The organism is Halomicroarcula saliterrae, from assembly GCF_031624395.1.
Classification (GTDB): domain Archaea; phylum Halobacteriota; class Halobacteria; order Halobacteriales; family Haloarculaceae; genus Haloarcula; species Haloarcula saliterrae.
Genome location: NZ_JAMQON010000001.1, coordinates 1260800 through 1287266, shown reverse-complemented (window position 1 = coordinate 1287266; position 26467 = coordinate 1260800). Strand labels below are relative to the sequence as shown.

General features: G+C 65.8%; 30 protein-coding genes, 1 tRNA gene and 2 pseudogenes. 21 read left to right on the top strand and 12 right to left on the bottom strand.

Annotated features, from left to right (window positions below; genetic code table 11):
- Positions 1 to 79: 79 nt before the first annotated feature.
- The 8 genes and pseudogenes from NDI56_RS07060 to NDI56_RS07025 form a co-directional block, all read left to right on the top strand.
- A pseudogene (locus NDI56_RS07060) lies at positions 80 to 163 on the top strand (NuoI/complex I 23 kDa subunit family protein); the annotation flags it as partial.
- Positions 164 to 256: 93 nt separating this feature from the next.
- On the top strand, positions 257 to 439 hold the full coding sequence (locus tag NDI56_RS07055; protein ID WP_310918732.1) for a hypothetical protein: 183 nt from the start codon (positions 257 to 259) through the stop codon (positions 437 to 439).
- A gap of 192 nt (positions 440 to 631) precedes the next feature.
- Entirely contained in the window at positions 632 to 901 is a 270-nt protein-coding gene (locus tag NDI56_RS07050; protein WP_310900844.1) for an NADH-quinone oxidoreductase subunit J, read from the top strand.
- Positions 898 to 1302 carry a proton-conducting membrane transporter gene (locus NDI56_RS07045; protein WP_310918731.1) on the top strand — a complete coding sequence of 135 codons (405 nt, stop codon included), beginning with the start codon at positions 898 to 900 and terminating at the stop codon, positions 1300 to 1302. Before NDI56_RS07050 ends, NDI56_RS07045 begins: the two co-directional genes overlap by 4 nt.
- Positions 1302 to 1607 (top strand): NADH-quinone oxidoreductase subunit NuoK, encoded by a 306-nt coding sequence (gene nuoK, locus NDI56_RS07040; protein WP_310918730.1) that lies wholly within the window; start codon positions 1302 to 1304, stop codon positions 1605 to 1607. Before NDI56_RS07045 ends, nuoK begins: the two co-directional genes overlap by 1 nt.
- 2 nt (positions 1608 to 1609) lie before the next feature.
- On the top strand, positions 1610 to 3715 hold the full coding sequence (nuoL, locus tag NDI56_RS07035; protein WP_310918729.1) for an NADH-quinone oxidoreductase subunit L: 2106 nt from the start codon (positions 1610 to 1612) through the stop codon (positions 3713 to 3715).
- Positions 3716 to 5245: a complex I subunit 4 family protein gene (locus NDI56_RS07030; RefSeq protein WP_310918728.1), complete on the top strand. Its 1530-nt coding sequence runs from the start codon at positions 3716 to 3718 to the stop codon at positions 5243 to 5245. It abuts the gene before it with no gap.
- On the top strand, positions 5246 to 6805 hold the full coding sequence (locus NDI56_RS07025) for an NADH-quinone oxidoreductase subunit N (protein WP_310918727.1): 1560 nt from the start codon (positions 5246 to 5248) through the stop codon (positions 6803 to 6805).
- Here the strand turns inward: NDI56_RS07025 and NDI56_RS07020 are convergent.
- Positions 6797 to 7747, bottom strand: coding sequence for an MBL fold metallo-hydrolase (locus NDI56_RS07020; protein ID WP_310918726.1), 951 nt, complete (start codon positions 7745 to 7747; stop codon positions 6797 to 6799). The two genes, NDI56_RS07025 and NDI56_RS07020, sit on opposite strands and share 9 nt — an antisense overlap.
- Before the next feature lie 306 nt (positions 7748 to 8053).
- Here NDI56_RS07020 and NDI56_RS07015 point away from each other — a divergent pair, with 306 nt between their 5' ends.
- Both NDI56_RS07015 and NDI56_RS07010 read left to right on the top strand, forming a co-directional pair.
- Positions 8054 to 8323 carry a DUF7553 family protein gene (locus tag NDI56_RS07015; protein ID WP_310918725.1) on the top strand — a complete coding sequence of 90 codons (270 nt, stop codon included), beginning with the start codon at positions 8054 to 8056 and terminating at the stop codon, positions 8321 to 8323.
- 46 nt (positions 8324 to 8369) lie between these two features.
- Positions 8370 to 8444, top strand: a tRNA-Val gene (locus NDI56_RS07010).
- Between the two features lie 409 nt (positions 8445 to 8853).
- Here the strand turns inward: NDI56_RS07010 and NDI56_RS07005 are convergent.
- On the bottom strand, positions 8854 to 9849 hold the full coding sequence (locus NDI56_RS07005; RefSeq protein WP_310918724.1) for a DNA methyltransferase: 996 nt from the start codon (positions 9847 to 9849) through the stop codon (positions 8854 to 8856).
- A 97-nt stretch (positions 9850 to 9946) separates the two neighbouring features.
- On the opposite strand from NDI56_RS07005, the gene NDI56_RS07000 reads away from it, so the two are divergent.
- Complete coding sequence (locus tag NDI56_RS07000) at positions 9947 to 10510, top strand: hypothetical protein (RefSeq protein ID WP_310918723.1); 564 nt, start codon at positions 9947 to 9949, stop codon at positions 10508 to 10510.
- Here the strand turns inward: NDI56_RS07000 and NDI56_RS06995 are convergent.
- The 3 genes from NDI56_RS06995 to NDI56_RS06985 form a co-directional block, all read right to left on the bottom strand.
- On the bottom strand, positions 10507 to 10857 hold the full coding sequence (locus NDI56_RS06995; RefSeq protein ID WP_310918722.1) for a TRAM domain-containing protein: 351 nt from the start codon (positions 10855 to 10857) through the stop codon (positions 10507 to 10509). The two genes, NDI56_RS07000 and NDI56_RS06995, sit on opposite strands and share 4 nt — an antisense overlap.
- A 52-nt stretch (positions 10858 to 10909) precedes the next feature.
- Entirely contained in the window at positions 10910 to 11284 is a 375-nt protein-coding gene (locus NDI56_RS06990) for a hypothetical protein (protein ID WP_310918721.1), read from the bottom strand.
- Positions 11285 to 11347: 63 nt separating this feature from the next.
- Positions 11348 to 12394 (bottom strand): phytoene/squalene synthase family protein, encoded by a 1047-nt coding sequence (locus NDI56_RS06985; protein ID WP_310918720.1) that lies wholly within the window; start codon positions 12392 to 12394, stop codon positions 11348 to 11350.
- A gap of 156 nt (positions 12395 to 12550) precedes the next feature.
- Between NDI56_RS06985 and NDI56_RS06980 the strand changes: the two genes are divergently transcribed.
- On the top strand, positions 12551 to 12784 hold the full coding sequence (locus NDI56_RS06980; RefSeq protein ID WP_310918719.1) for a DUF7996 family protein: 234 nt from the start codon (positions 12551 to 12553) through the stop codon (positions 12782 to 12784).
- Between the two features lie 160 nt (positions 12785 to 12944).
- On the opposite strand, the gene NDI56_RS06975 is transcribed toward NDI56_RS06980, so the two are convergent.
- Together NDI56_RS06975 and NDI56_RS06970 are read right to left on the bottom strand one after the other, a co-directional pair.
- Positions 12945 to 13112, bottom strand: a complete 168-nt coding sequence (locus NDI56_RS06975; protein WP_310918718.1) for a hypothetical protein — start codon at positions 13110 to 13112, stop codon at positions 12945 to 12947.
- Positions 13113 to 13146: 34 nt separating this feature from the next.
- Positions 13147 to 14238: a hypothetical protein gene (locus NDI56_RS06970; RefSeq protein WP_310918717.1), complete on the bottom strand. Its 1092-nt coding sequence runs from the start codon at positions 14236 to 14238 to the stop codon at positions 13147 to 13149.
- Positions 14239 to 14488: 250 nt separating this feature from the next.
- Between NDI56_RS06970 and NDI56_RS06965 the strand changes: the two genes are divergently transcribed.
- Both NDI56_RS06965 and NDI56_RS06960 read left to right on the top strand, forming a co-directional pair.
- The gene (locus NDI56_RS06965; protein ID WP_310918716.1) at positions 14489 to 15799 is read left to right on the top strand and encodes a glycoside hydrolase family 68 protein; all 1311 of its coding nucleotides are present in this window, start codon (positions 14489 to 14491) and stop codon (positions 15797 to 15799) included.
- A 78-nt stretch (positions 15800 to 15877) separates the two neighbouring features.
- The gene (locus NDI56_RS06960) at positions 15878 to 16789 is read left to right on the top strand and encodes an FtsZ/tubulin family protein (protein ID WP_310918715.1); all 912 of its coding nucleotides are present in this window, start codon (positions 15878 to 15880) and stop codon (positions 16787 to 16789) included.
- A gap of 43 nt (positions 16790 to 16832) precedes the next feature.
- On the opposite strand, the gene NDI56_RS06955 is transcribed toward NDI56_RS06960, so the two are convergent.
- Both NDI56_RS06955 and NDI56_RS06950 read right to left on the bottom strand, forming a co-directional pair.
- Entirely contained in the window at positions 16833 to 16967 is a 135-nt protein-coding gene (locus NDI56_RS06955) for a hypothetical protein (RefSeq protein ID WP_310918714.1), read from the bottom strand.
- Between the two features lie 59 nt (positions 16968 to 17026).
- Positions 17027 to 18868 carry a hypothetical protein gene (locus NDI56_RS06950; protein ID WP_310918713.1) on the bottom strand — a complete coding sequence of 614 codons (1842 nt, stop codon included), beginning with the start codon at positions 18866 to 18868 and terminating at the stop codon, positions 17027 to 17029.
- Positions 18869 to 19081: 213 nt separating this feature from the next.
- Here NDI56_RS06950 and NDI56_RS06945 point away from each other — a divergent pair, with 213 nt between their 5' ends.
- On the top strand, positions 19082 to 19261 hold the full coding sequence (locus NDI56_RS06945) for a hypothetical protein (protein ID WP_310918712.1): 180 nt from the start codon (positions 19082 to 19084) through the stop codon (positions 19259 to 19261).
- Positions 19262 to 19325: 64 nt separating this feature from the next.
- On the opposite strand, the gene NDI56_RS06940 is transcribed toward NDI56_RS06945, so the two are convergent.
- Positions 19326 to 20429 (bottom strand): hypothetical protein, encoded by a 1104-nt coding sequence (locus NDI56_RS06940; RefSeq protein ID WP_310918711.1) that lies wholly within the window; start codon positions 20427 to 20429, stop codon positions 19326 to 19328.
- Positions 20430 to 20510: 81 nt separating this feature from the next.
- Positions 20511 to 21008, bottom strand: a complete 498-nt coding sequence (locus tag NDI56_RS06935; RefSeq protein ID WP_310918710.1) for a FlaD/FlaE family flagellar protein — start codon at positions 21006 to 21008, stop codon at positions 20511 to 20513.
- 172 nt (positions 21009 to 21180) lie between these two features.
- On the opposite strand from NDI56_RS06935, the gene NDI56_RS06930 reads away from it, so the two are divergent.
- The 6 genes and pseudogenes from NDI56_RS06930 (at position 21181) to NDI56_RS06900 (ending at position 25890) form a co-directional block, all read left to right on the top strand.
- Positions 21181 to 22074, top strand: coding sequence for a ParA family protein (locus tag NDI56_RS06930; protein ID WP_310918709.1), 894 nt, complete (start codon positions 21181 to 21183; stop codon positions 22072 to 22074).
- Positions 22071 to 23189 (top strand): chemotaxis protein CheW, encoded by a 1119-nt coding sequence (locus NDI56_RS06925; RefSeq protein WP_310918708.1) that lies wholly within the window; start codon positions 22071 to 22073, stop codon positions 23187 to 23189. Before NDI56_RS06930 ends, NDI56_RS06925 begins: the two co-directional genes overlap by 4 nt.
- A gap of 88 nt (positions 23190 to 23277) precedes the next feature.
- Positions 23278 to 24110, top strand: a pseudogene (locus NDI56_RS06920) (ion transporter).
- Positions 24111 to 24186: 76 nt separating this feature from the next.
- Positions 24187 to 25452: a cytochrome P450 gene (locus NDI56_RS06910; RefSeq protein WP_310918706.1), complete on the top strand. Its 1266-nt coding sequence runs from the start codon at positions 24187 to 24189 to the stop codon at positions 25450 to 25452.
- A gap of 37 nt (positions 25453 to 25489) precedes the next feature.
- Positions 25490 to 25645, top strand: coding sequence for a hypothetical protein (locus tag NDI56_RS06905; protein WP_310918705.1), 156 nt, complete (start codon positions 25490 to 25492; stop codon positions 25643 to 25645).
- Positions 25645 to 25890, top strand: coding sequence for a DUF7861 family protein (locus NDI56_RS06900; RefSeq protein ID WP_310918704.1), 246 nt, complete (start codon positions 25645 to 25647; stop codon positions 25888 to 25890). The genes NDI56_RS06905 and NDI56_RS06900 overlap by 1 nt, the downstream gene beginning before the upstream one ends.
- Position 25891: 1 nt before the next feature.
- Here the strand turns inward: NDI56_RS06900 and NDI56_RS06895 are convergent, their stop codons facing one another.
- Positions 25892 to 26419: an HTH domain-containing protein gene (locus tag NDI56_RS06895; RefSeq protein WP_310918703.1), complete on the bottom strand. Its 528-nt coding sequence runs from the start codon at positions 26417 to 26419 to the stop codon at positions 25892 to 25894.
- Positions 26420 to 26467 lie beyond the last annotated feature (48 nt).

The following is a 26467-nucleotide window of genomic DNA, read 5'->3' as shown; positions in this document are numbered from 1 at the left end:
TCTTTCATCCACGTTTTTCGAGGAGTGGTGCCCGCAGCGAGCCACTGGCTCGCGAGGTCACCCGCCGAAGAAAAAGGTGGAGGATAGTGACCCGCTGGAGTCCCGAGAGCCTGACCGCGGTGCGTCGATCGGTGAGGGCGAAGGCGAGATCGACTACCAGTAGCGGGCTGTTTGGCCGTTCGTTCGCTTTTCGCGTCAGTTTCCGCCGCGACTCTGCGGCCAACGCCTTGTGCCGCGCTGTCCGAAAACGCCCGGTATGCCTCCTTGTCCGGACTGTGATGTGCCGATGCAGGAGGCCGACCACCGGGCCTCCACACCCGGCGAACGGATACGAATCGACGCCACCGGCGGTATCCTTGGGGCGCTCAATCTCAAAGGCAGCTATCTGACCTGTGACGTCTGTCCGGAGTGTGGGCTGGCGCGCTTCTACGCCGAGTAGCACCCTCGTCGGTCCACGCGGCACACAGCCGACACTCGCGACCAGTGTCTGATGGCGCCGGTCGACTGCAGCGGGGACGCTCCGACCACCCCGTGAGTCAGATTCCGGCAACCAACTGGGGTGTTACGCGCTCGCTCGCGCGAGGCGAAAGAGGAATCTTCAAAGGGCCGCCGCCAAGAGTCTCCAAGTAAGATGGCACTGTACGAGTCAATCGCGTTCGCGCTGTTCGCTCTGGTGACGGTGGGGAGCGCGGCCGGCGTCGTGTTAGTCCGTGACGTCTGGCATTCAGCGCTGTTACTGGGCGTCTCGTTGGTCAGTGTCGCCGTGTTCTACGTGCTGAACATGGCGGCGTTCGTCGCAACGATGCAAATCCTCGTCTACGTCGGCGGCGTTCTCATCCTCATCACGTTCGCCGTGATGCTGACGCGTGAGGACGAATCCGCCATCGAGGTGACGCCATGACGAACAAACCACGGCTCAACACCGAGGGGAACTACGTCGCCGGACTCGCCGCTGTGGCGCTGTTCGTCGTCCTCGCTGCCGTGTTCGTGACAGCCTCTTTCCCCGCACCGGCGGGGTTTCCGGAGTCGTCCGCAGTCACGAAGAGCCTGGGTGCGGCGATGTTCGACATCGCACCCAGCGCCATTATGGACGACGGTGAGGCGGCCGTCCCCGGTGAGGGCTTCCTGGTCGCGTTCCTCCTGATAGGTGTCCTCCTCGATGCCGCGCTGGACGGTGCGGTGATGCTGGCAAAGCGAGAGGAGGCAGGTGAGAACGTCGGCCTCGGTACCCAGAGCGAGGGCACCGACGACGACGCCGTGGCAACCGATGGGGGCACCCCGTCCGACGGAGGTGACGAATAGTGGCTGTTCCCGCCGAAGCCTACCTGCTGCTCTCCGCGGCTATCTTCTGTATCGGCCTGTTCGGCGTGCTGACGCGGCGCAACGCGCTCATCTTCCTGATGTCGGTCGAGCTGATGCTGAACGCGGCCAACATCAACTTCGTGGCGTTCTCGCTCCAGCACGGCAATCTCACCGGTCAGGTGTTTGCCCTGTTCGGGATGGCCATCGCGGCCGCCGAGGTGGCGGTCGGTATCGGCATCATCCTCGTTCTGTACCGTAACTTCACCGACGTGGACGTGACGAAAGCGACGACGATGAGGTGGTAACGATGTCTGCATTCACATACGCTCCGGCGATTGTCCTGTTACCGTTCGTATCGTTCCTCGTGGCGCTGTTCGCGGGCAAGCGCATGCCGAAAGGCGGCGCGCTCGCGGGCATCGCCGCGACGGGTGGGTCGCTGTTGCTCTCCATCTGGGTCACACTGACCGTCGCCGGCTTCACCGGGACGAGCACGTCGTACAACGAGTTCGTCTACACGTGGGTCGCGGGCGTAGACTCTATCGCGCTCCGCTTTGGCCTGCTGCTCGACCCGCTGTCGGCGCTCATGCTCCTGATAGTCACCCTCATCTCCTTCCTGGTCCACATCTTCTCGCTGGGCTATATGAACGACGAGGGCGAGACCGGTCTCCCGCGTTACTACGCCGGCCTCGGACTGTTCACGGCGAGCATGCTCGGCTTCGTCGTGGCCAACAACCTCCTGATGGCCTTCATCTTCTTCGAGCTGGTGGGGCTGTGTTCGTACCTCCTCATCGGCTTCTGGTTCCGTGAAGAGGGCCCGCCCAGCGCCGCGAAGAAGGCGTTCCTGGTCACCCGATTCGGTGACTACTTCTTCCTCATCGGCGTCGTGGGCATCCTCGCGACGTTCGGGACCGGCCTGTTCGCCCCCATCACCGAGGGCGGTCAGGTCGTCGCCCAGAGCTTCCCGGCGCTGGCCGAGGAGGCGATCGTCGAGGGCGCGACCGAGAACATCGCGATGCTCGAAACCGTCGGCATGGGCGCCCAGCAGTGGTTCACGGTGCTCGGCCTGCTCGTCCTCGGCGGCGTCATCGGCAAGTCCGCGCAGTTCCCGCTGCACACGTGGCTCCCCGACGCGATGGAGGGTCCGACGCCCGTCTCGGCACTGATTCACGCGGCGACGATGGTCGCGGCCGGTGTCTATCTGGTCGCCCGGATGTACGGCTTCTACGCCATCTCCCCGACGGCGCTCGCGGTCATCGCGCTGGTCGGCGGGTTCACCGCGCTGTTCGCGGCGACGATGGGCGTCGTCAAACAGGAGATAAAACAGGTGCTCGCGTACTCCACCATCTCCCAGTACGGCTACATGATGCTCGCGCTGGGCTCGGGTGGCTACGTGGCCGCGGTCTTCCACCTGACCACGCACGCCGTGTTCAAGGCGCTTCTCTTCCTCGGCGCCGGGTCGGTCATCATCGCCATGCACCACAACGAGAACATGTGGGACATGGGTGGCCTGAAAGACCGGATGCCGGTGACCTACTGGACGTTCCTCTCCGGCTCGCTGGCACTCGCCGGCATCGTCCCCTTCGCCGGCTTCTGGTCGAAAGACGAGGTGCTGTACGAGGCGCTTATCCACGGACTCGGCAGCTCGGGCGGTCTCGGGCCGGTCTATCTCCTCGCGTACGCGATGGGGCTGCTGGCCGTCTTCATGACCGGCTTTTACACCTTCCGAATGGTGTATCTCACCTTCCACGGCGAGCCTCGGACCGACATCGCCCGTGACCCCGTCTCGGTCGGCTGGAACGTCAAGGGGCCGCTCTCTGTCCTCGGCGTGCTCGCCGCGACCGTCGGCCTCATCAACATGAAGCCGGTCGCGGAGCTCACCGACACGAACATCGACTTCCTGCACGCGTGGCTCCACGGGCCCGACGAGGGCGGCTGGCCCGCACAGCTCGGGACCGGCCTCGTCCGATACGAGGAGCTGCTCCACGATGTCGGGGGCGTCTCGGCGGGCGAACCGCTGGGCGCCATCGGCACGCTGCTGGCCTCGGCGGCCCTCTCGCTGGCGCTGGCAGTCGCCGGCCTGCTCGTCGCCCGCTCGCTGTACAGCGGTCCCGAGCCGGTCGAGCATACGGACAAACTCGGCGGTGTGAAGACGCTACTCATGCACAACTACTACCAGGACGAGTATCAGGTGTGGCTCGCGACCGGGTTCACGTACCCGATCGCTCGTGCGATGGACAAGTTCGACCAGGGCTTCGTCGACGGCGTGGTCAACGGTATCTCCAGCGTGAGTCTCTTCGGTGGCTCCCGCATCCGGCGTATCCAGTCCGGCGTCGTCAGCAACTACGCGACGCTGCTGACGCTGGGGCTCGTGCTACTGCTCGTCGTCTTCGGTATCGCTGGGGGGTGGTTCTGAATGCTGGTCGAGACACTCCTGCTCGTCACGCTGCTCGGAGCCGGCGTCGTCATGCTGGCCCCGGACCGCTACGCCGGGAAGCTCGCAGCCGGTATCAGCGTGATTCCGGTCGCGCTGACGACCTACATGTACTACGTCTTCCTGACGGACTACAACGGCGCGGGCAACGCACTGCTCTCGCCCGAAGGAGTCGCCTTCGGGACGCAGGTGCCGTGGCTGCAACTGGGCGACTACACCGTCCAGTACTACGTCGGACTCGACGGCGTGAGCATGCCGCTGCTCGCGCTGACGACCATCCTGACGACGCTGGCCATCGTCTCCGCGTGGACGCCCATCGACGAGCGCCAGTCCCAGTTCTACGGCCTGATGCTTCTGATGGAAGTGAGTCTCATCGGCGTCTTCACCGCGCTCGATTTCTTCCTCTGGTTCGTCTTCTGGGAGGGCGTGCTCATCCCGATGTACTTCCTCATCGGCGTGTGGGGCGGCCCGCGCCGGAAGTACGCGGCTATCAAGTTCTTCGTCTACACGAACGTCGCCTCCCTGGTGATGTTCGCCGGGCTGTTCGCCCTCGTGTTCGCGACGGACCTGACGACGCTGTCCCTGCCCGCGATGGCGACGGCGTTCCGCACCGCGACCGGGCTGCCGACCATCGCCGGCTACAGCCTGGCGACGATTTCCTTCGTCCTGATGTTCTTCGGCTTCGCGGTGAAGGTGCCAGTCTTCCCGCTGCACACGTGGCTGCCCGACGCCCACGTCGAGGCCCCGACGCCGGTGTCGGTGATGCTCGCCGGCGTCCTCCTGAAGATGGGGACCTACGCGCTGTTGCGGTTCAACTTCACGATGCTTGAAGAGACCGCTCGCGCACTCGCCGTGCCGCTGGCCATCGTCGGCGTCGTCTCGGTCATCTACGGGGCGATGCTCGCACTGGCCCAGCGTGACCTCAAGCGCATCGTCGCGTACTCCTCTATCTCGTCGATGGGGTACGTGATTCTGGGCCTGGTCGCGTTCACCCCGCTCGGGATGGGCGGTGCGACGTTCCAGATGGTCGCCCACGGCCTCATCTCCGGGCTGATGTTCATGACGGTCGGCGTCATCTACAACACGACCCACACCCGGATGGTCGGGGACATGTCCGGCCTCGCCGACCGGATGCCGTGGACGGTCGGCATCTTCGTCGCGGCCGCGTTCGGCTACATGGGGCTGCCCCTGATGGCCGGCTTCGCCGCCGAGTTCTTCATCTTCAAGGGCGCTTTCGACGCGGCCACGCTCGGCGCGAGCGCGCCGGTGCTTACGTCACTGGCGATGTTCGGCATCGTCATCGTCGCCGGCTACCTGCTGTGGGCGATGCAGCGGACCCTCTTTGGCGCCTTCCGTCTGGAGACCGACTACGAGGTCGGCCCCGCCGCGTTCCACGACGTGGCGCCCCTCGCGGTCCTGCTCTTGCTCGTCATCGCGCTCGGTGTCGCACCCGACCTCTCACTCGATATGATCCAACACGCCGTTGCCCCGCTCACCGGAGGTGGTGCATAGATGGTCGACCCGACGTGGCTGGCGACTGCGCCAGCGCTGGCCTTTGGCGCGGCAGCGCTGGTGCTGTTGCTCGCCGACAGCGTCGACCCGGACAGCACGAACACGACGGTGCTGGGCGGTATCGCCGTCACGGGTTCGCTCGTCTCGCTGGCCGCCGCGGTGTACCTGATATACGGCGGCACCGGTATTCCCACGGCGCAGGGCGGGTCCGGCAGCGCCGTCCTCTTTGGCGGCCAGCTGGTCGTCGACCAGATGGCGCTGTTCTTCATGGCCATCACCGCGAGCGTCACCACCCTGGTGACGCTGGCCAGCATGGACTACGTCCGCGAGCACGCCTACCAGGCGGAGTTCTACTCGCTGGTCCTGCTGTCGGCGACGGGGATGAGCCTGCTCGCTGCGGCCAACAGCCTGGCGACGGCCTTCGTCGCCTTCGAGCTCATCTCCCTGCCGTCGTACGCGCTCGTGGCGTTCCTGAAGAAGAACCGGGGAAGCGTCGAGGCCGGCCTGAAGTACTTCCTCATCGGCGCTGTCTCCTCGGCCGTGTTCGCCTACGGTATCTCGCTGGTGTACGCCGCGACCGGCGTCCTGCGGTTCGACGCCGTCGCGACGGCTATCCGCTCTGGAACGGTCCAGACAATCGTCGACGGGTCCGTCGAGGCACAGGCGAGTGGCGCTTCGGTGCCGATGTCCATCCTCGGCGTCGGTATCCTGATGATTATCGGCGGACTGGCGTTCAAGATGGCCGCCGTGCCGTTCCAGTTCTGGGCCCCGGAGGCCTACGAGGGCGCGCCGGCACCCATCTCGGCGTTCCTCTCGTCGGCGTCGAAGGCCGCCGGCTTCGTCATCGCCTTCCGCGCGTTCGCCGTCGCCTTCCCCATCGGTGCGCTCGTCGAGACCGGCGGCGCCATCGACTGGTTCGTCGTCTTCCAGGTGCTCGCTATCGCGACGATGTTCGTCGGGAACTTCGCCGCGGCAACCCAGGAGAAAGTCAAGCGGATGCTGGCCTACTCCAGCATCGGGCACGCTGGCTACGTCCTCATCGGACTGGCCGCACTGACCGCCACCGGTGACGGGATGGCCCTCTCGATGAGCGCCGGGATGGCCCACCTGCTCGTCTACGGCTTCATGAACACCGGCGCGTTCCTCTTTATCGCCCTCGCCGAGTACTGGGGCGTCGGCCGACGCTTCGAGGACTACAACGGACTGGGCAAGCAGGCACCGGTCGCCTGTGCGGCGATGACGGTCTTCCTGTTCAGTCTGGCCGGCCTGCCCATCGGCGGCGGGTTCTTCTCGAAGTTCTACCTGTTCTCGGCGACGCTGAACGTCGGCGCGTGGTCGCTCGCGGCCGCGCTGATCATCAACAGCGCGCTCAGCCTGTTCTACTACTCCAGAGTGGTCAAGGCGATGTGGATCGAGGAGCCCACGGGCGAACGCACCATCGAGTCGTACCCGACGGGGCTGTACACCGCTATCGTCGCCGCAGCGGTCGTGACCGTCCTCCTGATTCCCGGCTTCAGCTACGTCTCCGAGGTCGCCTTCCGCGCCGTCGAGCTACTGTAGCTCGTAGACGAACACGCCGCCGCTCGACCGTTTTTCGACTCGCTCTCGCGCTTCCAGCACGTCCAGATGGCCGACGGCCTCGCTCATGCCCGCGAAGTACTCCGTCGCCGGGAGGTCGCCAAACAGCGCGGTCATCACGTCCACCGGCGTCGTCGCGCCCTCCCCGACGATGTCGGCCACTTCGTCGCTTCGCTGGTCGTGCTCCGTGAGGATGGCGTCGATGCGCGCCTGCGGTGACTCCACTGGCTCGCGGTGGCCCGTCAGAAACCGGTCGTGGCCCTGTTCGCGGAGCCAACGCAGCGACTCGTTGAACGCCGGGAGCACCCGGGGTCGCTCGCTGCCCGCGGTCGGTGGCGGCTGGAGGAACGGGTTCGGCGTGATGTCGCCGAGCACTGTGTCGCCGACGATGGCCTCCCGGCCACCCTCGTGGTCGTAGGAGAATATCAGTTCGCCGACGGCGTGGCCCGCGACGCTGTCGACGGTCAGGGGTTCGTCGTCCACTGTGACGGTGTCACCGGCGTTCAGTTCTCGGTCTGTCTCGACGCTCTCGGCGTACGGTAGAAACGCCTCTGGGAGCTGTGTGACGGCACTGGCGGTCTCCCTGGAGATGCCACAGCGCTCGAAGAAGTCCACGAAGTAGGACTGCTCGTAGCGCAGTCGGGCGCCGAAGTCCCGCATGATGGCTGCCCCGCCGGAACTGGCCAGCACCCGTGCGCCGGCGTCCCGGAACCGGTGGGCCAGCCCGAAGTGGTCCGGGTGGGGGTGGGTGACGACCACCTGTGAGATATCGCTCGGCGCGAGCTCGCGGGCTTCGAGCGCTTCGAGCAGTCGGGACCAGGCCTCCTCGCTGTCGGGACCCGGGTCCACGACGGTCCGGCCCGCGAGGTACGCATTGACCGCACCGACCTGGAACGGCGTCGGAATCGACACCCGTGTGAACATACGCCGAGCTATCGGTTGGTCGGTGAAAACAGTTCGTGCACCGGCGACGGTAGCGCGAGTAGTTTACACGACACCGGGGTCCGTCGAATTCCACGTCACCGGGACGCCTATCACACACGGGTCAGGGCTCGACGTGCTCCGGTATGATGACACCGTCCATACGCACGTTCCCACACTCGAAATCTATCTGGAGTACACTGAGGCGTGGTTACGCCCCGTCTGCTACGTGATTTGGGTTTGTTTGCCTGATAGCTGGTAACAAACCACGCCACAAAGGCTATATCTGTTCTCTGCGAAAGGACAGATATGAACAAACACTTCGAAGACGCTCGGTACTACCTCAAGCGCGCCGGCGAGACTGCGGGCAAAGGGCTCAAAGAGGAACTCGAACCGGTCGAGGCGCGGTTCCGGAAACTCACCGGCGCCGAGGAAGAGCCGGAACCGAGCCGGCTGGAGGCCGTGAAAGCCGACCTGAAGACCCTCCAGGAGCGAGCCGAGGGCGAGGCCGAGACCGCCATCGGACAGGCCCGCGAACGGATTGGGAACTACCGCGGGAAACAGCCCGCCGAGGCGTAGCCGGAACGCAATTCTTAAAGTATCCGCTCGAATAGCTACGGGTGCTGGGTTGGTGATCTAGTCCGGTTATGATACCTCCTTCACACGGAGGAAGTCGGCGGTTCAACTCCGCCCCAACCCATTTCTGACGCCGTCTGCGACGAACGGAGTGAGGAGCCAGCGGCGTCTGTATGGTGAACAAGGAGTTGAACCCCGGAAGACGAGCGTAGCGAGTCTTCAGTCGGTTCAACTCCGCCCCAACCCACTGAATTCTCGCGGCGCTCACCTGCGAGCGGCGCGTAGGCGAAGCGTTGTGGCGGAGTTGAGCCCTGCGAGACGAACGCAGTGAGTCTCGCTCCGGTTCAACTCCGCCCCAACCCATTTCTGACGCCGCCTGCGACGAACGAAGTGAGGAGCCAGCGGTGTCTGTATGGCGAACAGGGAGTTGAACCCTATCAGTCGCGCACAGCGAACGGAGTGAGCGAGCACGTCTGATTTCGGTTCAACTTCTCCCCAACCCATTCCTGCCGCCAGATACGGCTCACGTACCCCTACTCGTTTCTGAAGACCAGAATATTCTGGTGGACCATCGACGGGATAAAGGAGAACGGGTAGCCGTACACGTGGAGGTCCTTCGAGGGGTCGTACCAGATGAGATCGGCCTTCATCGTGTATCCGGCATCGACGATGCGCGAGGCGAGTTCGGAGGACAGCATATTGTAGGACTGCTCGCGGTACATATCGCCGATGAACACGGCGACGTAGCCATCGTCTTTCACCACGCGACGGAACTGCTCGAATTTCCGGCCCATATCGTCCAGCCAGGCCGCTTTGTCCTGCAGGCCGTCCCCGTCGAACGCCTCCAGCTTGCTGGAGCGCGTCTCGGTCTCGTTGCGGGTCTGTTCCACCTTGTCCATATCCCAGTAGGGCACGTCGGTCAGCAGGAAATCGACGGCGTCGGTCGCGAGTTCGTCCACCAGGTCGAGACAGTCGCCCCGGCGCATGTCCTGGTCGGCGAGGGGACCCTCACCACGGTCAGCCCGGTCTTCGTTTTCGGCTTCGAGCACCTCGTGATAGAGGTCGACCCATTCGCCGTTCCGCTCGAACCCGATCGCGTCGCGACGGCCCGAGCCCTCGTACTCGGCGAGGGACGCACCGAGAAGTGTCCCGCCGACGCCGGCGAACGGGTCGAGAATCAGGTCGCCCGACGTGCTGAACCGCCGAATCAGCTCCAGACACAGGCGGGGCGGCTTCTGGCCGCCGTGCTGGCTCCGCAGGTCGTGCTGGAAATCGGGGGGGTACTGCTCCGGGAGGACGGACTTGGTCGCGAACTTCCACTCCCGACCCGTCAGGTCGTTCACGTCGTTGCGTTCGTCGTAGATACCGCGCCCCTCGACGTACCGCTGGTGGTCGGAGAGTTCGTCCGTATCGACGACGTCACCGTCCTCGATGGGCAGCGCGTCCGCCTTCGCGCGGCGCTCGTCGAACTCCCCCTCGTCGGTCGTGAAGAGACGGCTTTGCCTGTAGTTCGACGACTCCTCGGTCATGTGAGGTGGTTTCAGCCCCCAGCAGTTTCAATATAGCCATCGAGACAGCGGTTGAGATCGCCACAAGACGTAATTTCCCGGCACCGGCAGGTCCCGTATGGACGAACAGCCGTTACACGAGCGGATGGACGAATACGAGGAACTGGCGAGCGGGGCGGCCGACGCGGCCCGCAGGCGCGACGAGGCGGCGACCGAAATCGGAGACCGGCTCGCAGCGGCCATCACCGATGCCGTCGAACGGGAGGGTGCAAACGTCGTCCAGAGCGCCCACTCGACGGACGGGCATCGGTACCGGTTCACCGCGCGGCTGGACCGGGCGGCGCTGGTGGCGGCGCTGACCGAGACGCTGCCCGACGGCTTCGTCGTCTCACACGTCAACGACGACGGGACGATGAGCGTCGAGTGGACCGGGAGCGGCCGCACGCCGTCGAAGCGCGAGCGCGGCGCGGTTCTGAAAGCTATCGTCGCGGAGGAACTGGTGCTCGACAGCGACGGCCTCGTCGAGTCCGTGCCGACCAGAGAGCGGGTGCTGGCTCGGGCGGTCGAGCTGGGTCTGGAGGCGGACGAGGCTGCCAGTCGGCTGAGCCGACTGGCGACGCTCGACGTTATCGACATCGCCGATGGCCGTATCTACCCTGACGAGAACTTTTCGCGGTACTAGACTGAGCCGACGTACGTCGCGTCGGCGGAGGTGTGCTCGCGGTTGAACGAGGTGACCTTGGCGCGTATCGCGTCGCCTTCCACACAGGACGACGGCACGTCCTCGGTGAAGAGGACGAATCCTTCGACCTTGCCGACCGCGACGCGGTCGCCGGAGTGGTGGTCGGTGAACTCGGTGATACCGAACTCGTAGGTCGAACCGATTTCGACGGGCGGGTCGCGCTCCCGTGCCTCGTTGTGGGCGCGTTCCGACGCGCGGGCGTCCGCCGAACCCCGGCGCCACACCAGCAGTCCCACCAGCAACAGGACGAGGACGCCAGCGCCACCGGCGAGCCAGATGAGTTCCATACGACGGCCCACACCGCCGGGGTCCTAATAGGTTGCAGAGTCGCGGTCGCGCCTACAGTCCCAGTCGGTCCCTGAGACCGCCGCTGTCGTCGCCCGTGTCCTCGGGCTCCCAGTCGGTCGGGAGCTTCGCCGCGAGATGTGCGAGCTCGTCGTCGTCGAATCGCGGGTCGTCAGCGGCCGCGTCGAGCCAGTCGCCCCACTCCTCGGGCGAGAGGAGGCCGCGGGACTCCGGTTCCCACTGGTCGACCAGCGCCTCGCGGTCACGGAAGGGGATATCCATGCCGCTGTCGCCCCAGTACAGCGGGCAGAGCTCGAAGGCGTGCGTGTCGTCGTCGAGCCACACCAGCCGGTAGGGGTAGTCGTTGTACAGGAAGACGTCGTCGGGCGTTACCTCGTCCCCGTTGGGCAGGTCGAGCGAGCCAGCCATGCAGGGGAGTTACAGCAGGCGAGGCTTCAGCGTTGTGTCCGTGGGAATGTCCGCGGGGTGTCGTCAGTACTCGTGGAGCGGCTGGCGGCGAATCCGGGCGCGGAGGTCACCGATGGCCGGCGAGCCGTCGCCGATGAACTGCTGGCAGACCGCGTGGACTTCGTCGCGCGTTATCTTGACGTTGCCCTGCTCGATGACGTCGGCGGGCCGTTCCCGGAGCTCGCGGATGGTGCCGACGGCGAGCAGGAACGGGATGGCCCACGCCGACAGCGTGTTGCCCCGCGTCTCCGGCATGGCTTCGAGCCACGTCTGGGCCCCGTCGAGATACCCCTCGGCTCGGGCAGTGACGCGATCGATGACGGGGACCAGCGACTCGACGTTCTCGGGGTCGCCGACGTCGCTGTGGTCCAGCCCCTCCTCGTCGAGCAGTTCGAGCGGTAGATAGACGTTGTTCTCCTCCTCCATATCGGTCGCGGCGTCCTTGGCGACGTTGACGAGCTGGAGCAAGAGCGCGAACGCGCGGGCGTTCTCCCGCATCTGTCGGGCCTGTTCCTCCGTCGCCTCGCGCGAGACCAGTCCCGTCACGAGCGTCCCGACGGTGCCTGCGGCGTACCAGCAGTACTCTTCGAGTTCGTCGAGCGTCTTGATGCGCAGGCCGCCGTCGTCGGCGTACCGGTCCACGAACATCGCCATTCCGTCGACGAGTTCGCGCACCGGACCGCGGATGCTCTCTAACGCGTGGTTGTCCAGCGAGCGGAAGACGCCGACCGCGCGGCCGGCGTTGTCGACGACTTCCCAGTCGTCGGTGAGTGTGGCCGGGAGCCACTCCGCGACGGCCTCGTCGAACGCCCTGACGGACGCCTCGGCGTCCGGGTCGAGCGTCCGGCTGTAGAGCCGGAGCAGCTCCGACTGGGCCGCCGGCGGGATGTGTCCCGCGTCCTCGATTGTGTCGGCGACACGGCAGAGAAGATAGCCGACACAGATATCGCGCGCCATCGGCTCGTCGAGTTCCGCAATTGTCAAGCTAAACGTCCGCGACACCCTGTGGACGGCGTCGTAGCACCACGCAATGTCTTCTTGTGACGACCGGCCAGTGTGGTTCTGAGACATTCCCGTCATCCGGGCTAGGGCATACTGTGATAAAAATGGGTTGGCTACGGAGTCGCCGAGGTAACCCGCCCCTCCCTGTGCGGGAAACGCCATGCCTAAACCCGTCAGGACCGTAGCTTCCAGCATGAGCACCGGGCGCGCGACGGGGGGAGAGCGATGAACCGCAACGACACGATCGCCCTCGGGTTGACTATCGCCGCGGTCGTCATCGTCCCCGGCCTGGCAAACGCGTATCTGAGCCAGTGGGGGTATCCGTGGGTCGGGAGCGCCGTCTGGGCGACGGGGTACGGGCTCGGCGTCCTCTACATCTGGTACGAGTGGATTCGACCGATCGACATCACCGGCCCGGAGGGCGTGGGATACGAGCAGGACGAGTCGACGGAGGAGTAGGCGCACTCGTGGCCCCTGGCGGGGACCCGCTGGGAAGCCTCGCACGGGTCTCCCCCGGACCAGTCCAGTGAGTCTGTCAGGTAGGCGCTGGCTTTTCAGACGCTCGTTTAGGGAATCCCGGTGGGTCTCCGACCGTCTGCCGGCGGCAATATTCTCCGGCTCACCTCGAAAGACGCACTACTGCAGCGGCGATGGCCGCACCGACAACCAGTGCGATGAACGTGTCAGCTACTACCCAGTCCGACAGCGGGACTCTGGGTAACACGACGAAGAGAAGCACGGTAAAGCTGCCAAACCAGACCGCCACGAAAAACGGCCAGTTTCTCATCGACGGATCTCCGGGTTCATGTCTATGGAACTATCTATTGGGGGATAACATTTACGTAATCGAAATCGAATCCCCCGGGCGCGCCGCTGTTCTCGAACGACACCTGTGCAGCTGCCGTCGTGGCTGCCGCTGCTTTCGCGAAGAAACGGATGCCGACATCGTATCGTCCGGGTGTGACGTCCTCGGTCAATTCCGCGTTCCAGGTCCGGTCGACGGCCCACCCGTCCACCAGACCCAGTCCTCTATCGATACCCCACTCGTTGTCCATGTCCGAATACATACTCCCGGAACGGCCCTCACGGATGAAGATGCCGCCGGTCACGCGACCGCCGCCCGCAGCGGACGAACAGACGCCTTCCACGTGGCCGTTGCCGATGACTTCCACTTCCCCGTCGTGGTCGATATACACGTTGTCGTAGAGCTCCCACCCGAGTTTGACGTCTGCAGCACCGAAGACGAGCATCCCGAGCGTCGCCTCTGTACTGGTGTGGTCCATGGTTGCCCGTGCGACCCCTTCCCACCAGTCGTGCCCGTCTTTCTTGCTCTTTGGGGCGCTCTGTATGACTGTGTGGTCGGACATGGCCGGCGTGAAACTGCCGCTGTGCTCGTTCGATATCGTATACTGCTCACCGGAACTGACTCGCCCTGAGCGGGCCCGGTGACTGTGGATAGTTTCCGGCCCCTGGCTCTCCGCAGGAGCGCTATCCTCGGGTTTTTGTCGCTTCTCTTTCGCATCCTTTAGCTCTCCTTTCACCACCTTGTACTCCGTCGTGTAGATCTTCCCATCGAATCTGAACTCGGGGTTCCCCTTATCTTCCTGTTGATAGCAGATGTACTTCGTCGGTTCACCGCCCCCGAACCTGACTTCGTCGTAGATAACCGTGTCCCAGTCGTCCAGCTCCGGAATCTCCGATTTCGTGTCTTCGGTCTCCGACTGGATGATCTCACCGTCGGATTTCACCAGTCGCCGCTCTCTGTCGGCATCGCCGTCTTTCTTCTCTCTCTTTTCGTAATCTTTCTCCAGATGTTTGAATTTTCTAACGTCTTTTTTCGCAGCGGCATTACCGGGATATGCGGCGGCTGCAGTCAGTAGTACGCCAGTTTTCACGAATTGTCTTCGGTCCACATGTATCCTGTACTTGATATTGTATTAAACTTATCGGCGAGTAATATAATTCGAGTGTACTGTCTGGGGCCGCCCGAAAAGCCCCGGCCATCTGTCACGCATAGATATTACCGATCAGCATAACTGAGCTGAAACGTCCGTCTCGACGCTCAGAGGCCGCTGAAACGGGAACGCGATACGGAAAAATTCTTTTACAACATACGTTGTACCTACTACCAAGCCTTATAACGGTCCTGCTCCATGCGGATTTATGGACGAGCAGTTACTCGACGAGGGCGCCCCCGGGTTCCGCGCCCGCGCCGGCTGGACACGCGAGCAGGCCAGCGGTATCGAACGGACGGCAGAGACGGTGGCGCCGGTGTTCTACCCGCCGGAGACCGACCAGATGCCCCATCTGCACATCTGGGACACGTGGCTCCTCCGCGAGCGGGACGGGACGCCGGCGACGGTCGACGGCTATCGCGTCTGCTTCTCGCTGACTGCGCCCTCCGAGACGCTCCCGGGCGCGCGACACGACGTCGCGACGATTCGGCTGTTCTACTCGGCCGACGGGCGGAACTGGACCGACGGCGGCCCGGTGTTCGAGTCGGCGCTGGGGCAGCGCCAGTGGGCGGGCTCAGCGCTGTACGACGACGGCGACGTCTACCTGTTCTACACCGCCGCCGGGGACGAGGCGGCCGGCGAGCTGACCTACACGCAGCGTATCGTCGGCGCGACCGGCGGGCGTATCGACACCGACGACGGGTTCGAGCTGGCCGGCCCCTGGACCCACCACGAACTGCTTTCGCCCGACGGGGAGCGCTACGAACGCGAGGACCAGTCGCGGGCGATGACCTACACCTTCCGTGACCCGTGGTTCTTCGAGGACCCCGAGACCGGTGAGACGTGGCTGCTCTTCGAGGCGAACTCACCCGTCCCCGAGGGGAGCGCAGCCTGCGGCGGCGACGCAACACAGCAGGGGTTCAACGGCAGCGTCGGTATCGCCCGCTCGCCCACGGGGGACCCCCTCGACTGGGAGCTCGCGGACCCGTTGCTGGACGCCGTCGGAGTCAACCAGGAGCTGGAACGGCCCCACATCGTCTACCGCGACGGGCTGTACTACCTCTTTGTCTCCAGCCACCTCCACACCTTCGGGCCGGGCCTCACCGGGTTCGACGGGCTCTACGGCTTCGTCGCCGAGGAGCTCAGGGGCGACTACGTCCCGCTCAACGACACCGGACTGGTCGTGACCAACCCCGCGAACGCCCCGTTCCAGGCGTACTCCTGGATGGTCTTTCCCCACGACGGGGAGTTGCTGGTCCAGAACTTCTTCAACTACTTCGATTTCGCCGGGGAGACGCTGGACGAAATCGCCGAGCTCCCGGAGTCGGAGCAGCTCCGTCGCTTCGGCGGGACGCTCGCCCCGACGCTCCGACTCGGCGTCGAGGGCTCCCGGACCCGGATGCTGGGCAAACTCGGGCACTGGGAGATTCCGATGGCCGACGAGTCGCTTCCACCGACCGAACGGGAGCTGTTGTCGCGGGCGGCTACGGACGACAGTTCCGGGTACGGCCTTAACTGAGCGCGTGGCTACCGCGGGTGAGTTCCGCGCTCTGGCCCGTGTAACTTTAGTCCTCAGGCGTTATACGATGAGTAACCCGTGTCTATTCGAGGAGATACCGTCACGTTTCTGGGCCACCACCACTCGGTCGTCATCGGTCACGGCGGGCTCGCGGCCGTCGGGGAGAGCCTGGGGCAGGTCCCGGGTATCACCGCGCTGTCCGAGCCTCCGACGGAGCCGCGTGACCGGTCGGCCATCACGGTGTTCGCGACGGACTTTGGCAACGGAACCGTGCCGCCGGCAGAGTGGCTCGACCGGCTGGCGACGCGCGAGGGGCTGACAATCGCCGTCGTCGGCGCACCGGCGACCGCGGCGGACCTGGACCCCACGACGGCCCGGGAAATCGCCCGGCTCCGCTCGGCCGTGGACGCGACCGTCGTCATCCCGCCAGAGCATCACCGTCAGGGCGTCCGCTCGGTGGTGACGACGCTGCACGAGATCGTCGCCCGACCCGGCGTCATCAACCTCGACCCCGCGGACATCAGGACGGTGCTCGACCACGGCGAGGCCGCCGCGATAACGACCGGTAAGGCGACGAGTACCGGCGACGTGGCCGCGGACACGCTTCACGCGGTCGAGGACGCGCTCGATTCGGCCTACGCGGACATCGACGGGCTCAGCGCCGTACTGGTCAACGTCGTCGGCGACGACGACCTCACGCTCGAATCGGCAGTCGACGCCGTGGACGGTATCCAGGCCACGCTCCCGGACGACGCCGTGCTCATCTGGGGCGTCGCCGTCGAGGACTCCGTCTCGGCGGTCCACGCGCAGGTCGTCGCGGGCTCGACGCGAACGCCGGTGTTCGACCGCGTCGTCCGGGACGCGCGCCAGCCGTCGGCGGGCGACAACTGCCCCCGGTGTGGCGGCCACGTGGCGGTCTACACGCTGGGCGAGCGAGAGACGGCAGCCTGTGACGACTGTGGCTACGCCGGGACCAGCACGACGCTGTGACGCTCGAAAAAACAGGGCTGTCGACACGCAGGGGGCGACCGAGCTACGCGAGCCGGACGTTCCGGGCCTCGGGCTTCCAGTCGATGACCGTCTCGTGACAGCGCGGGCAGACGAACTCGGTCAGTTTCGTTGTCTCGTCGTTGTACGTCATTCTGGCGCCACAGCGCGTACAGTTCATTATAGTTGATTATACTCTCTCGGTGAGAATAAAGCTTCGGCGTCCGGTGCTAGCGCGTCTCACTCGACCGGTGTCGGGACCGTCAGCCCCTGGGTGTCGACGATGGCGGCCAGCGACTCGCGCCCCAGGAGTCGGGCGTCGCGCTCGGCCGCGAACTCCTCGACCGGCGTCGGAATCGTCGCGGTGGTCGCGAGCATCACGGCGTCGGTGCCGGCCGCGCCGGTGACGCCGGCACACTGGTCGACGACATCGGCGGTGAGTTCGCTGTCTGCGGCCGTGACGAAGACGCCCATCCGTTCCGTGCCGCGTGTGGCAAGCAGGTCGAACGGCATCCGCGGGCTGGCGGCCCGGGTCGACCAGTCCGTCGCGTCCAGCGCGTCGCTGACGACCCGCGTCACGCCGGCGCCGTCGAGCCGCTGGAGACGCTCGGCGGTCGACTCCGGTAACTCCGCCAGCGCCGCGTCCGTCGTCAGCGGTGCGATGGCGTCCGCTATCGCGGTCGGGCCGTCCACCTCCCCGAGCGTCGCCGACAGCTCGTATTCGGGCTCGTCGTCGGCCTGAATGCGGTCCTCGCCGGGGTCCTCGCCGTTCAGGGCCGCTTGCGCGCGGTCGATGCGCTGCTGGAGCGCCGCGCGGTCGGCCTCCAGATGCGGGACCGCGTCGGGGTAGCTCTCCGTGGCGGTCGCCAGCGCGGCGTCGAAGGCCTCGGCGGCCGCCGCGAACTCTTCCAGTGCCGCCTCGTACTGTTCGGCGTCGGCGTACCAGTCGCCGGCCCCCATGGCGTCGTCGGCGACGGTCCGCCGGGCCGCGGTGAGGCTCCGGGCGACGGTCCCGATGCGGTCCCGTATCTGCTCGGGGTCGCTCCCGAAGAGGACGTCGTCCGGCTCGTCGGCGTCGAGCGCCGACCGATAGCGTGCCAGCGCCGTCTCCCACTGCGTGGCCGCCGTCGCGGGGTCGTCGGCCGCGACGGCCGCCCTGTCTGCCGTGATAGCGTCCGGGAGGGGCGAGTCGCGGATTCTCTCGGCGATAGCGGCCGCCTTGTCGCGTTCTGCCCGTATCTGCTTGTGGTCGTCGAGCCCTCCCGCTTCGACGGTCAGCGCCGAGTCGTACGCTTCGCGGGCCCGCTCGTACGCTTCCTGGGCCGCCTCGTAGTCGCTGTCCCCGAAGCGCTGCTCCCCAATCGTGGCCGCGTCTCTGGCCCGGGCGACGTGGACGGCGGCCACGGTCGCTCGCTGGCGCGCCTCGGCCGCCTTGGGTCGTTCGTGTAACGCGTTCCCCGGATGTTCAGTGCTAAACCGCATCGCCATCGACCGGGCGGCCTCGATGTCGTCCTGTGTCCCGCGCGCCGTCGAGAGAGCGCGGTCGTACTCCCCGGTCTCGGACAGTCTGGTCGCCAGAGAGAGGTCCGCGTCCACCGACGCCAGCAGGTCCTCGACGTGTCGCCACGCGTCGGCCGCGTCGCGGAGGTAGCCGGCGACGGCGTCGAGCCCGTCGGCGTCGGTCGGTATCCGCCACGTGGTGTCGTCGGCCCGACTGACCGTGAGCCGGCCGTTCCGGCGTCCCACGCTCACTTCGACGCCAGTGACCTCGGCCAGTTCGATAGTGGTGCGCTCGTCCCCCGCCTCGCGTCCGACGAGCACCAGTAGCCTGCGGTCGGTGGCCACGACGACCGTCCGGTGGCGGCTGTCCGGTTTCACGTGATACGTCGAGTCCGCCGATTCGACCTCGACACCGCTCTTTCGGTTCGTAAGCACGTACTGCATCGTCTCGGCGTCCTCGACCAGCGCTACCGCCGGCTGGTCGGCGAGATACCCCCTGGACAGTAACCCACCCCCTCCGGTCCGCGTGAGTGCGCCGGGTAACCCCTCTTCCCAGCTATTTAAATCGATAATTTGACCCATTAGTTGCGATTACATCACCGATTGGTATGATATTCACCTATCTATTCTGAGAGGTGGCTGTAAAAATAGCACCGGCGGTGATTAATATTGCGGCCGTTGGGGGAGAGAGGGTTCGCGTTGTGCGATTACCCGGGTGCGAAGAATAAACGGCCCGGGGACCGGCAGACGCGCGTCTGACTTGGCTTTAGGTATCATGGCTACAAACGCTGGACCATGGCAGGCGTACGACAGGGGCGTTCACACGATGAGGAGTCGGCCAGCGGTGGCCGGACCGAACCGGGCGCGGCCGTCCGTATCGACACCGACGTTTTCGCCACGCTCACCGCGACAGGTGGGGACAGCGGTGACAGCGGGCCGAAGATAGCGCGGTGGCTCGACTGCTGGCGTCGGTAGGGTCACCGCTGCAAATCGACGGACCCGACCGCACGACAGCGCCGCGGTCGGTCTGTGAACCGTCTCAACCGCTGTTCTCGACGAGCCGTGCCGCGATTCGCTGAGCGCCGATAGTGGGCGCCACGTCGGGCTGGTCGGCCGCAGTCGCCTCGACTTCCCGGTTTAGCTCCTCGCTGAGTCGCTTCTCGAACTCCGCGACGATACCGGGGATGCAGGCCATCCCCCCGGTGATGACGATGGGGCGGTCCAGCGCCAGCTGGTACACCTTCATGTAATCGTTGGCCAGCTCCGGGAGGAAGGTGTTGGCGAGTTCGTCGACCGCGTCGTCGAGGTACTCGTCGACGGCGTCCATCACCGAGCGCTCGATGGTGAACTCGTGGGTCCCGCCGCCGGGCTGCTGGATGATGTCGGTAAAGGGCTCGAAATCGAGGAAGTCCGCGTGGCCCTCCTTGTACTCGCGGGCGGTCTGGGTGTCGATGTTGACCCGTCCCTGGGTCTCCTCTTCGACGTAGTTCGCTATCATGCGGTCGACTTCGTTACCGGTCACCGCGCCGGTCGTGAAGGGCGCGAGCTGCTCGCCGCGCCGGTACGCCGAGGCTTCGAGGTTCGTCGACCCCATGTTCACCGAGATGAATATCTCGTCGATGGCTTCGAGCTCGTCACCGAAAGCCGGAATGGAGCCACACAGCGACTCCGGATAGCTCTCCATGAGGCTGATTCCGATGCCCGAGTCCTCGATGACCGCTTTCAGATTCTCCAGACCGGCCGGGTTGTCGATGGTCGGGATGGCGTAGACGACGCCGCTGTTTGCCGGGATGTCGTTCTCCTCGATGAGCGCCTCGAAGAACGTCTTGGTCATCTCCGCACGGTCCTCGTCCTCGGGGAGCCCGGACCGGAGCATGTACTGGACGCGGTCGGGGTACTCCCGGGCGGCCTCTTCGCCGTAGAGCACCTTCTCCTCGCCCGTCAACGCGTCTTCGTAGGTCGCCATGCAGGTCAGCGTCTTGATGATGTGGTTCTCGGTGCCGTGGCTGTCGGGCAGGGCGATAACTGTCCGAGTGCTACCGAGTTTCACACCGACCGGAACCGTCCCCCCGTTCGTGCCGTCGTCCTCGGAGGTCGCCGGCGCGTCCTCGTCGGCGGCCTCCGCCGCGTCGTCGTCACTCATGTACGATGCCCAGTTGTCGCTGCCCGGCTATATAACCTCACGTCAAGAATCAGCAGTGATAGTGGTCCACGAATGACCTTGCTATGTCATGGCAGTCAGCTTCGCGATGTAGACGAGACTCAGCATGTGGTCGTCGACGCTGAGGTCGTTCCCGTCGTTCGTGGCCGATTCGTCGATGCCGAGCAGGTAGTCCGAGAGGTCCGACTGGACCGCCTCGGTAATCCAGTCGATGGACTCGTAGTAGGCCAGCGCCTCGTCGGCCCCCTGATAGCCCGAGTGCATCAGCAGGAACTCCAGCCACTCGAAGACGACGAACTCCGCCGCGTACGTCTCCGGTAGGGCTCCGAGATACGGTTTCTCCCGGCTCTCTCCCGAGAGGAAGGGGAGCAGCTCCCGATACAGCCCCGACCGGAAGGAACTGCCCGCCAGCATCTCCTCGTCTCCCTCCTCCATTCCCATATCCAGGTTCGCCGGGTCGGGGACATCGTCGCCGTCGGCCAGCCCGCCCGAGCGCTCGCCGCGCTGGCGGGCCATCTTCCGCAGCTCGTCGAGGTCGTAGTCGCGCGGGTTGATAGTCATGGTCTCCCTGTTTCAACTACGCGAAGTTAAATCTTGCACTCGGTCTGACGGTCGTCTGACGACGGCTCACGGCCGCATGCGCGTAAATCGCCCGAACACGCACAGTTACGACTTTGATAATCGGGGGCGTATTTTTATACCGGGCGACGACCGAGATTGGGACAGTTCGACGATGAACCGGGGCTCGACGACCGGCCCCGCCCGGATCTGCGTGACCAACGCGAAGGGCGGGACCGGCAAGACGACTGTAGCTATCAACGTAGCCGGTGCGTTGAGTGACCGGGGCCGGGACGTCCTCTTCGTGGACCTGGACCCGCAGGGCAACGCGACCGAGGGACTGGGGCTCGGCGAGGCTTACGACGCGCAGCCGCCGACGCTGTTCGACGCGCTCACCGGCGACCCCGCGGTGGTGTCCGACCTCGTGGTCGAACACGAGGAGATGGACGTGGTCCCCTCGAACATCGACATGCTGCAGGCGGAACACGAACTGACCATCGCCGACCTCATGGCCCGCATCAACGCCCGCGGGCTCGACGTCGACCCGGCGGTGCTCTCGCAGTTCGCTGTCAACGTCACGCCGGGGATGGTCCGGGGCGAGCACGCGCTGGACACGCTGGACCGGGCGCTGTCGACGCTGTCGGGGTACGATTACGTCATCATCGACTCCCCGCCGTTCTACGGGAACCTGACCGACACCGGGGTCTTCGCCGCCCAGCACGTCCTCGTGCCGGCGCTGGCGGAGGCGACCTCCGAGCGGGCCATCGAACTGCTGATGGACCAGATGGTCGCGCTCGAACAGCAGACCGGCATCACCGTCGAGATGCTCGGTGTCGTCGCCAACCGTATCGAGACGACGTCGGAAGCGAAGACGATGCTGAAGTGGTTCAAAGCGGCGTTTCCGGACAGCCCGGTGTGGCAGGTCCGGAAACGGGTGGCCCTCCAGCGGGCCTACACCGAGGGCAACTCCCTCTTCGGCGTCGACGAGCAGTGTGACATGGCCGAGGTGTTCGGCGACATCGCCGCGGAGTTCGACAGGAAGTTCGGTTACAACGAGGTGACAGCATGAGCGACGACCGTATGGACAGAGCAGCGCGCATCCGCAACATGCGCGAAGGCAACAGGGGTACCGACGACGAAACGGCGGAGTCCGACGCGACCGCGGAGGCCGAGACAGCGGCGTCGACCGATGTCTCCGAACCGGCGGCGTCGGACAGCGACTCCGGCCATCCGAGCTCGGGCAACGACGCAGCGTCGACGGAGTCGCCCGGCGAACCCGCGACGGACGGGAGTGAGAACGACGGCGCGACCGAGCGCGCGACGACTGGGAGTGACGCTGCCACGGCGTCGGGGACCGGCACGACGGCGTCGGAACCGCCGGAGCGCTCACAGCCCGCGTCGACACGGACGGACGCGACCGACTCCCGGTCGGACGCGTCGAACTCGCCCGCGGCGGCCGACGAGGCCGAGGCCATCGCCCAGCGAGCCGCCGCGTCGGCGGCGGAAGTGATGGGAACGGACGCCGGTGAGACGGCCGAGGCGGGGACCGACAGCGAGGCAGCGACCGAGACGGACAGTCCGTCGGTCCCGGCGGACGTGACCGGTGCCTCGACGGTGCCCGGGGACGTGACCGGCGTCGAGCTCCCGGACCGGGAGCTGCTGGAGGCGGCGATGGCCACCTCCTCGGTCGAGTCCACCGAGGGCGGGGCGCGAGCCGCGATGGAGGAGGGGTCGACCCAGTCCGAGGAGGTGGTGCGCGTCCTCGAGTTCGCGCTCGGCGAGGAGTACTACTGTCTGGACATCGAGTACGTCGAGGAGATCGTCAAACGGAGCGCGGTCACGCGGGTGCCCAACACGCCAGATTTCGTCGACGGTGTCGTCGACCTGCGGGGCCAGATTACGACCATCCTCGAACCCAAGGAGATGATGAACATCGAGAGCGAGGGCGAACAGAACCTCATCATCGTCTTCGACCCGGAGCAGTTCGAGGAGCAGGGCGCGGTCGGCTGGGTCGTCGACGAGGTCCGACAGGTCGTCCCGGTCGCCGAGTCCGACGTCAACCGCCCGCCGGTCGACGCCGAGTACATCAACGGCGTCGTCGACCGGGCGGAGTACGACCAGTTCGTCATCTGGGTCGAACCCGAGGACGCGCTGTCGCAGGCGACGGCGACCGAGGACGAATAGTCGCCCCGTCTTTTTCTCGGGGTACCGTTCGACACCGAGCCGGAACCCGAGCGCCTACGTAGCTGCCTGTCAGTAGGGCGTGTGTGTGATGGCAGACTCGTCGGAGAAGGGCGACTTCCGCCAACAGGTCCGTTTCTATCTGCTGGACCACCAGACAGCGCTGGGTAAAGCAGTCGACATCGGCCTGCTCGCGCTGAACCTCGTCTTCGTCGCGGTGTACGTCGCCCAGACCTACCCGGTGTCGGCCGGGACCGCGGCGCTGCTCTGGCGGCTCGAAGTCGCTATCGGGGTCGTCTTCGCGGTGGAGTACGCGTTGCGTCTCTACGGCGCCACCGACCGTCTCGCGGAGGCGCTCAACGGCTACACCGTCGTCGACCTCGTCGCTATCCTCCCGACCTTCGTCCTCGTCGTCCTGCCGGTCACTGCGGTCCCGTTCAACGTCGGCTTCCTGCGGGTCCTGCGCGTGATCCGGGTCCTGCGGTTCTATCGGTTCACGGACGACGCGGAGTTCTTCTTCGGGACGATAGACGACAACACGCTGCGAGCGATGAAGCTCCTACTGACGGTACTGGTGCTCTTTTTCGTCTCCTCGGGCTGTTCTACAGCGTCGAGCACGCCGCCAACCCCGGCGTCGCGAACTTCGGTGACGCCTTCTACTACGTCGTCGTCACCGTCTCGACGGTCGGCTTCGGCGATATCATTCCCGTGACGGCGGCCGGCCGCTGGGTCACCGTCGCCGCGATTCTGACCGGCATCATCGTCATCCCCTGGCAGGCGGGGAAGATAGTCAAGGAGTGGCGCTCCAGAGAGAAGGTCGCCGTCACCTGCCCGAACTGCGGGCTCTCCCACCACGACGCCGACGCGTCCCACTGCAAGGCCTGTGGCCACGTCATCTATCAGGAGTTCGACTCCCGACAGTAGCCAGTTCGCACGCAGTTACGAACGGCTTGCCGACCCGCGACCTGACGTTGATAGTTGTCGGATTACTAACTAGTGTATGAGCGCACCCACCGACGAGGGGGACGCACAGTCACTCGAACGCGTGCCCAGCGCGCTGTCGACCCGCGAGGCGTGGCTGGACCCGTTCGACTGGTACGCCGAGATGCGCGAGGACCACCCGGTCCGCTACGACGACCACCGGGAGTGCTGGGACGTGTTCCGCTACGACGACGTCGACCGGATTCTCGACGACCCCGAGACCTTCTCGTCGGACCCGCGGCTGGCAAGCACCATCGACCTGCCCCCCGAGGACGAACAGAGTCCCATCATGGAGACGATGCTCCTGACCGACGGGGACCGACACGACAGGCTGCGCGGCGTCGTCGAGGACTGGTTCCGACCGCGGGCTATCGCGGGGCGGGCCGCACGCTTCGAGGAGATCGCCGCCGACCTGCTCGACGACGCCGTCGAGGGCGGCCGAATGGACGTCATCGACGACTTCGCGTACCCCTTCCCCGTCATCGTCATCGCGGAGCTACTCGGCGTACCGAGCGAGGACCGCCCGCAGTTCCGCAGGTGGTCCGAGACGCTCGTCGAGACGCCGACCGACACCAGCGAGGCGGCGACGGAGGCCTACCAGGAGCGCCAGCAAGAGGCCAGCGAAGAGCTGGCCGAGTACTTCGAGGAGAAACTCGACGCCAGAGCGCGGGAGCCGCGGGACGACCTCATCACGGTCATCGCGGAGGCCGCAAGCGAGGACCGACTCACCCACGAGGAGGCCCTCGGGTTCTGTATGCTGTTGCTCGTCGCCGGCAACATCACCACGACCAACCTCATCGGTAACGCGATGCGCTGTCTGACCGCCCATCCGACGGCGCTAGAGCGGGTGCGGGACGGCTCGGTGTCCATCGAGAGCGCGGTCGAGGAGGTGCTCCGGTACCGCTCGCCGGTGCAGGCGCTGGCCCGAATCGCCACGGAGCCGGTCGAGCTCCGGGGGACCGAAATCGAGGCGGGCGACGTCGTCGTCCCGTGGCTCGGCGCGGCGAACCGCGACGGCGACGTCTTCGCGGACCCCGGCGAGTTCCGCATCGACCGCGCGCCCAACCCCCACTTCGGCTTCGGCCGGGGGACCCACTACTGTCTGGGCGCGCCGCTCGCACGGATGGAGGCCCGAATCGGGCTCAACGCGCTGTTCGAGCGCGCGGCGGACATCGAGCGGAGGGGCGAGACACTCCAGCCGGTCAGGAGCGCGTTCATCTACGGCGTCGAGGAGTTCCCCATCGAGTTCCGCCCCCGCCGCGACGCGGCGTCCCCCTCGTCCTGAGAGGAACTTCTTTCAGTCCGCTCGCCGACAGTCACCCATGGCACTCAGCGATTATCTCGACGAGGTCGAGCCGGTGACGATGATGCTCGTCGGCTTCCTCCTGTTCGTGTTCCCCGAACCAGCCACGTCGGCGCTCGGCGCCGGGCTCCTCCTGCTGGGCAGCGCCTGGTGGTTCTACGAGTGGGGCCGGTAGTGACACACGACCGCATCCACGCCCGCGAACCGAGCCACCACGTCGACCGGTGGTCCGTGGGAACTATCGCCGCCATCGGCGAACGCGACGGCCACTGCGTCGTGACCGTCGAACCACGCGACGGCGAGTCGGTCGAACTGACAGTGACGCTCGCGGTCAGGGACCTGTTTCTGGGTCGCCTGGACATCGACGCCGACGAGTCACCCGTCGGAGAGCGCGTCTGGTACCGAAAACACGGCGGGTAGCCTACTCGGGCGGTTCGACCGGGGCTTCCAGCTGTGCGACGTCGAGAATCAGCGTGTTCGTCGTGTCGTCGATGGCCTCGATGGTGCCGGCGACGACCAGCCCGGAGAGCGGCGTCGGTCCGGCGGCGACGGCCTGCCCGACGCTGAAGCCGTCGACGGACTGCTGGAGGTGGAGCTCGACGCGGCAGTTCTCGGGGTGGTGGACGCTCTTGAAGCGTATCTGGTCGATGGTCACGTCGAGCCGGTCGTAGTCGTGGGCGACGGTGACGGCCGCGGTCTCGTCGAGCGGCTCGCGGCCCAGAGCCTGAAACGCCATCTCCGTGGGCTCGTACCCGCCGGCGGGGCCGGAGACGCCCTCGACGACGCCGAGCTGTGAGAGGCGCTGCATCTGGTTCTGGATAGTGCCGAGGCTCCGGTCGACCTCGTCGGCGACGGTCTGTGCCTTGACCGGCCCCTCCCCCGGGCGGTGCTGATTGACCAGCGCAGTCAGGGTCTGCTCCTGACTGGTGGTCAGGTCGATCTGGACCATACAGCGGGTAGCGGGCAAGCGCCCATATGTGTGTGGATACGGGCCGAG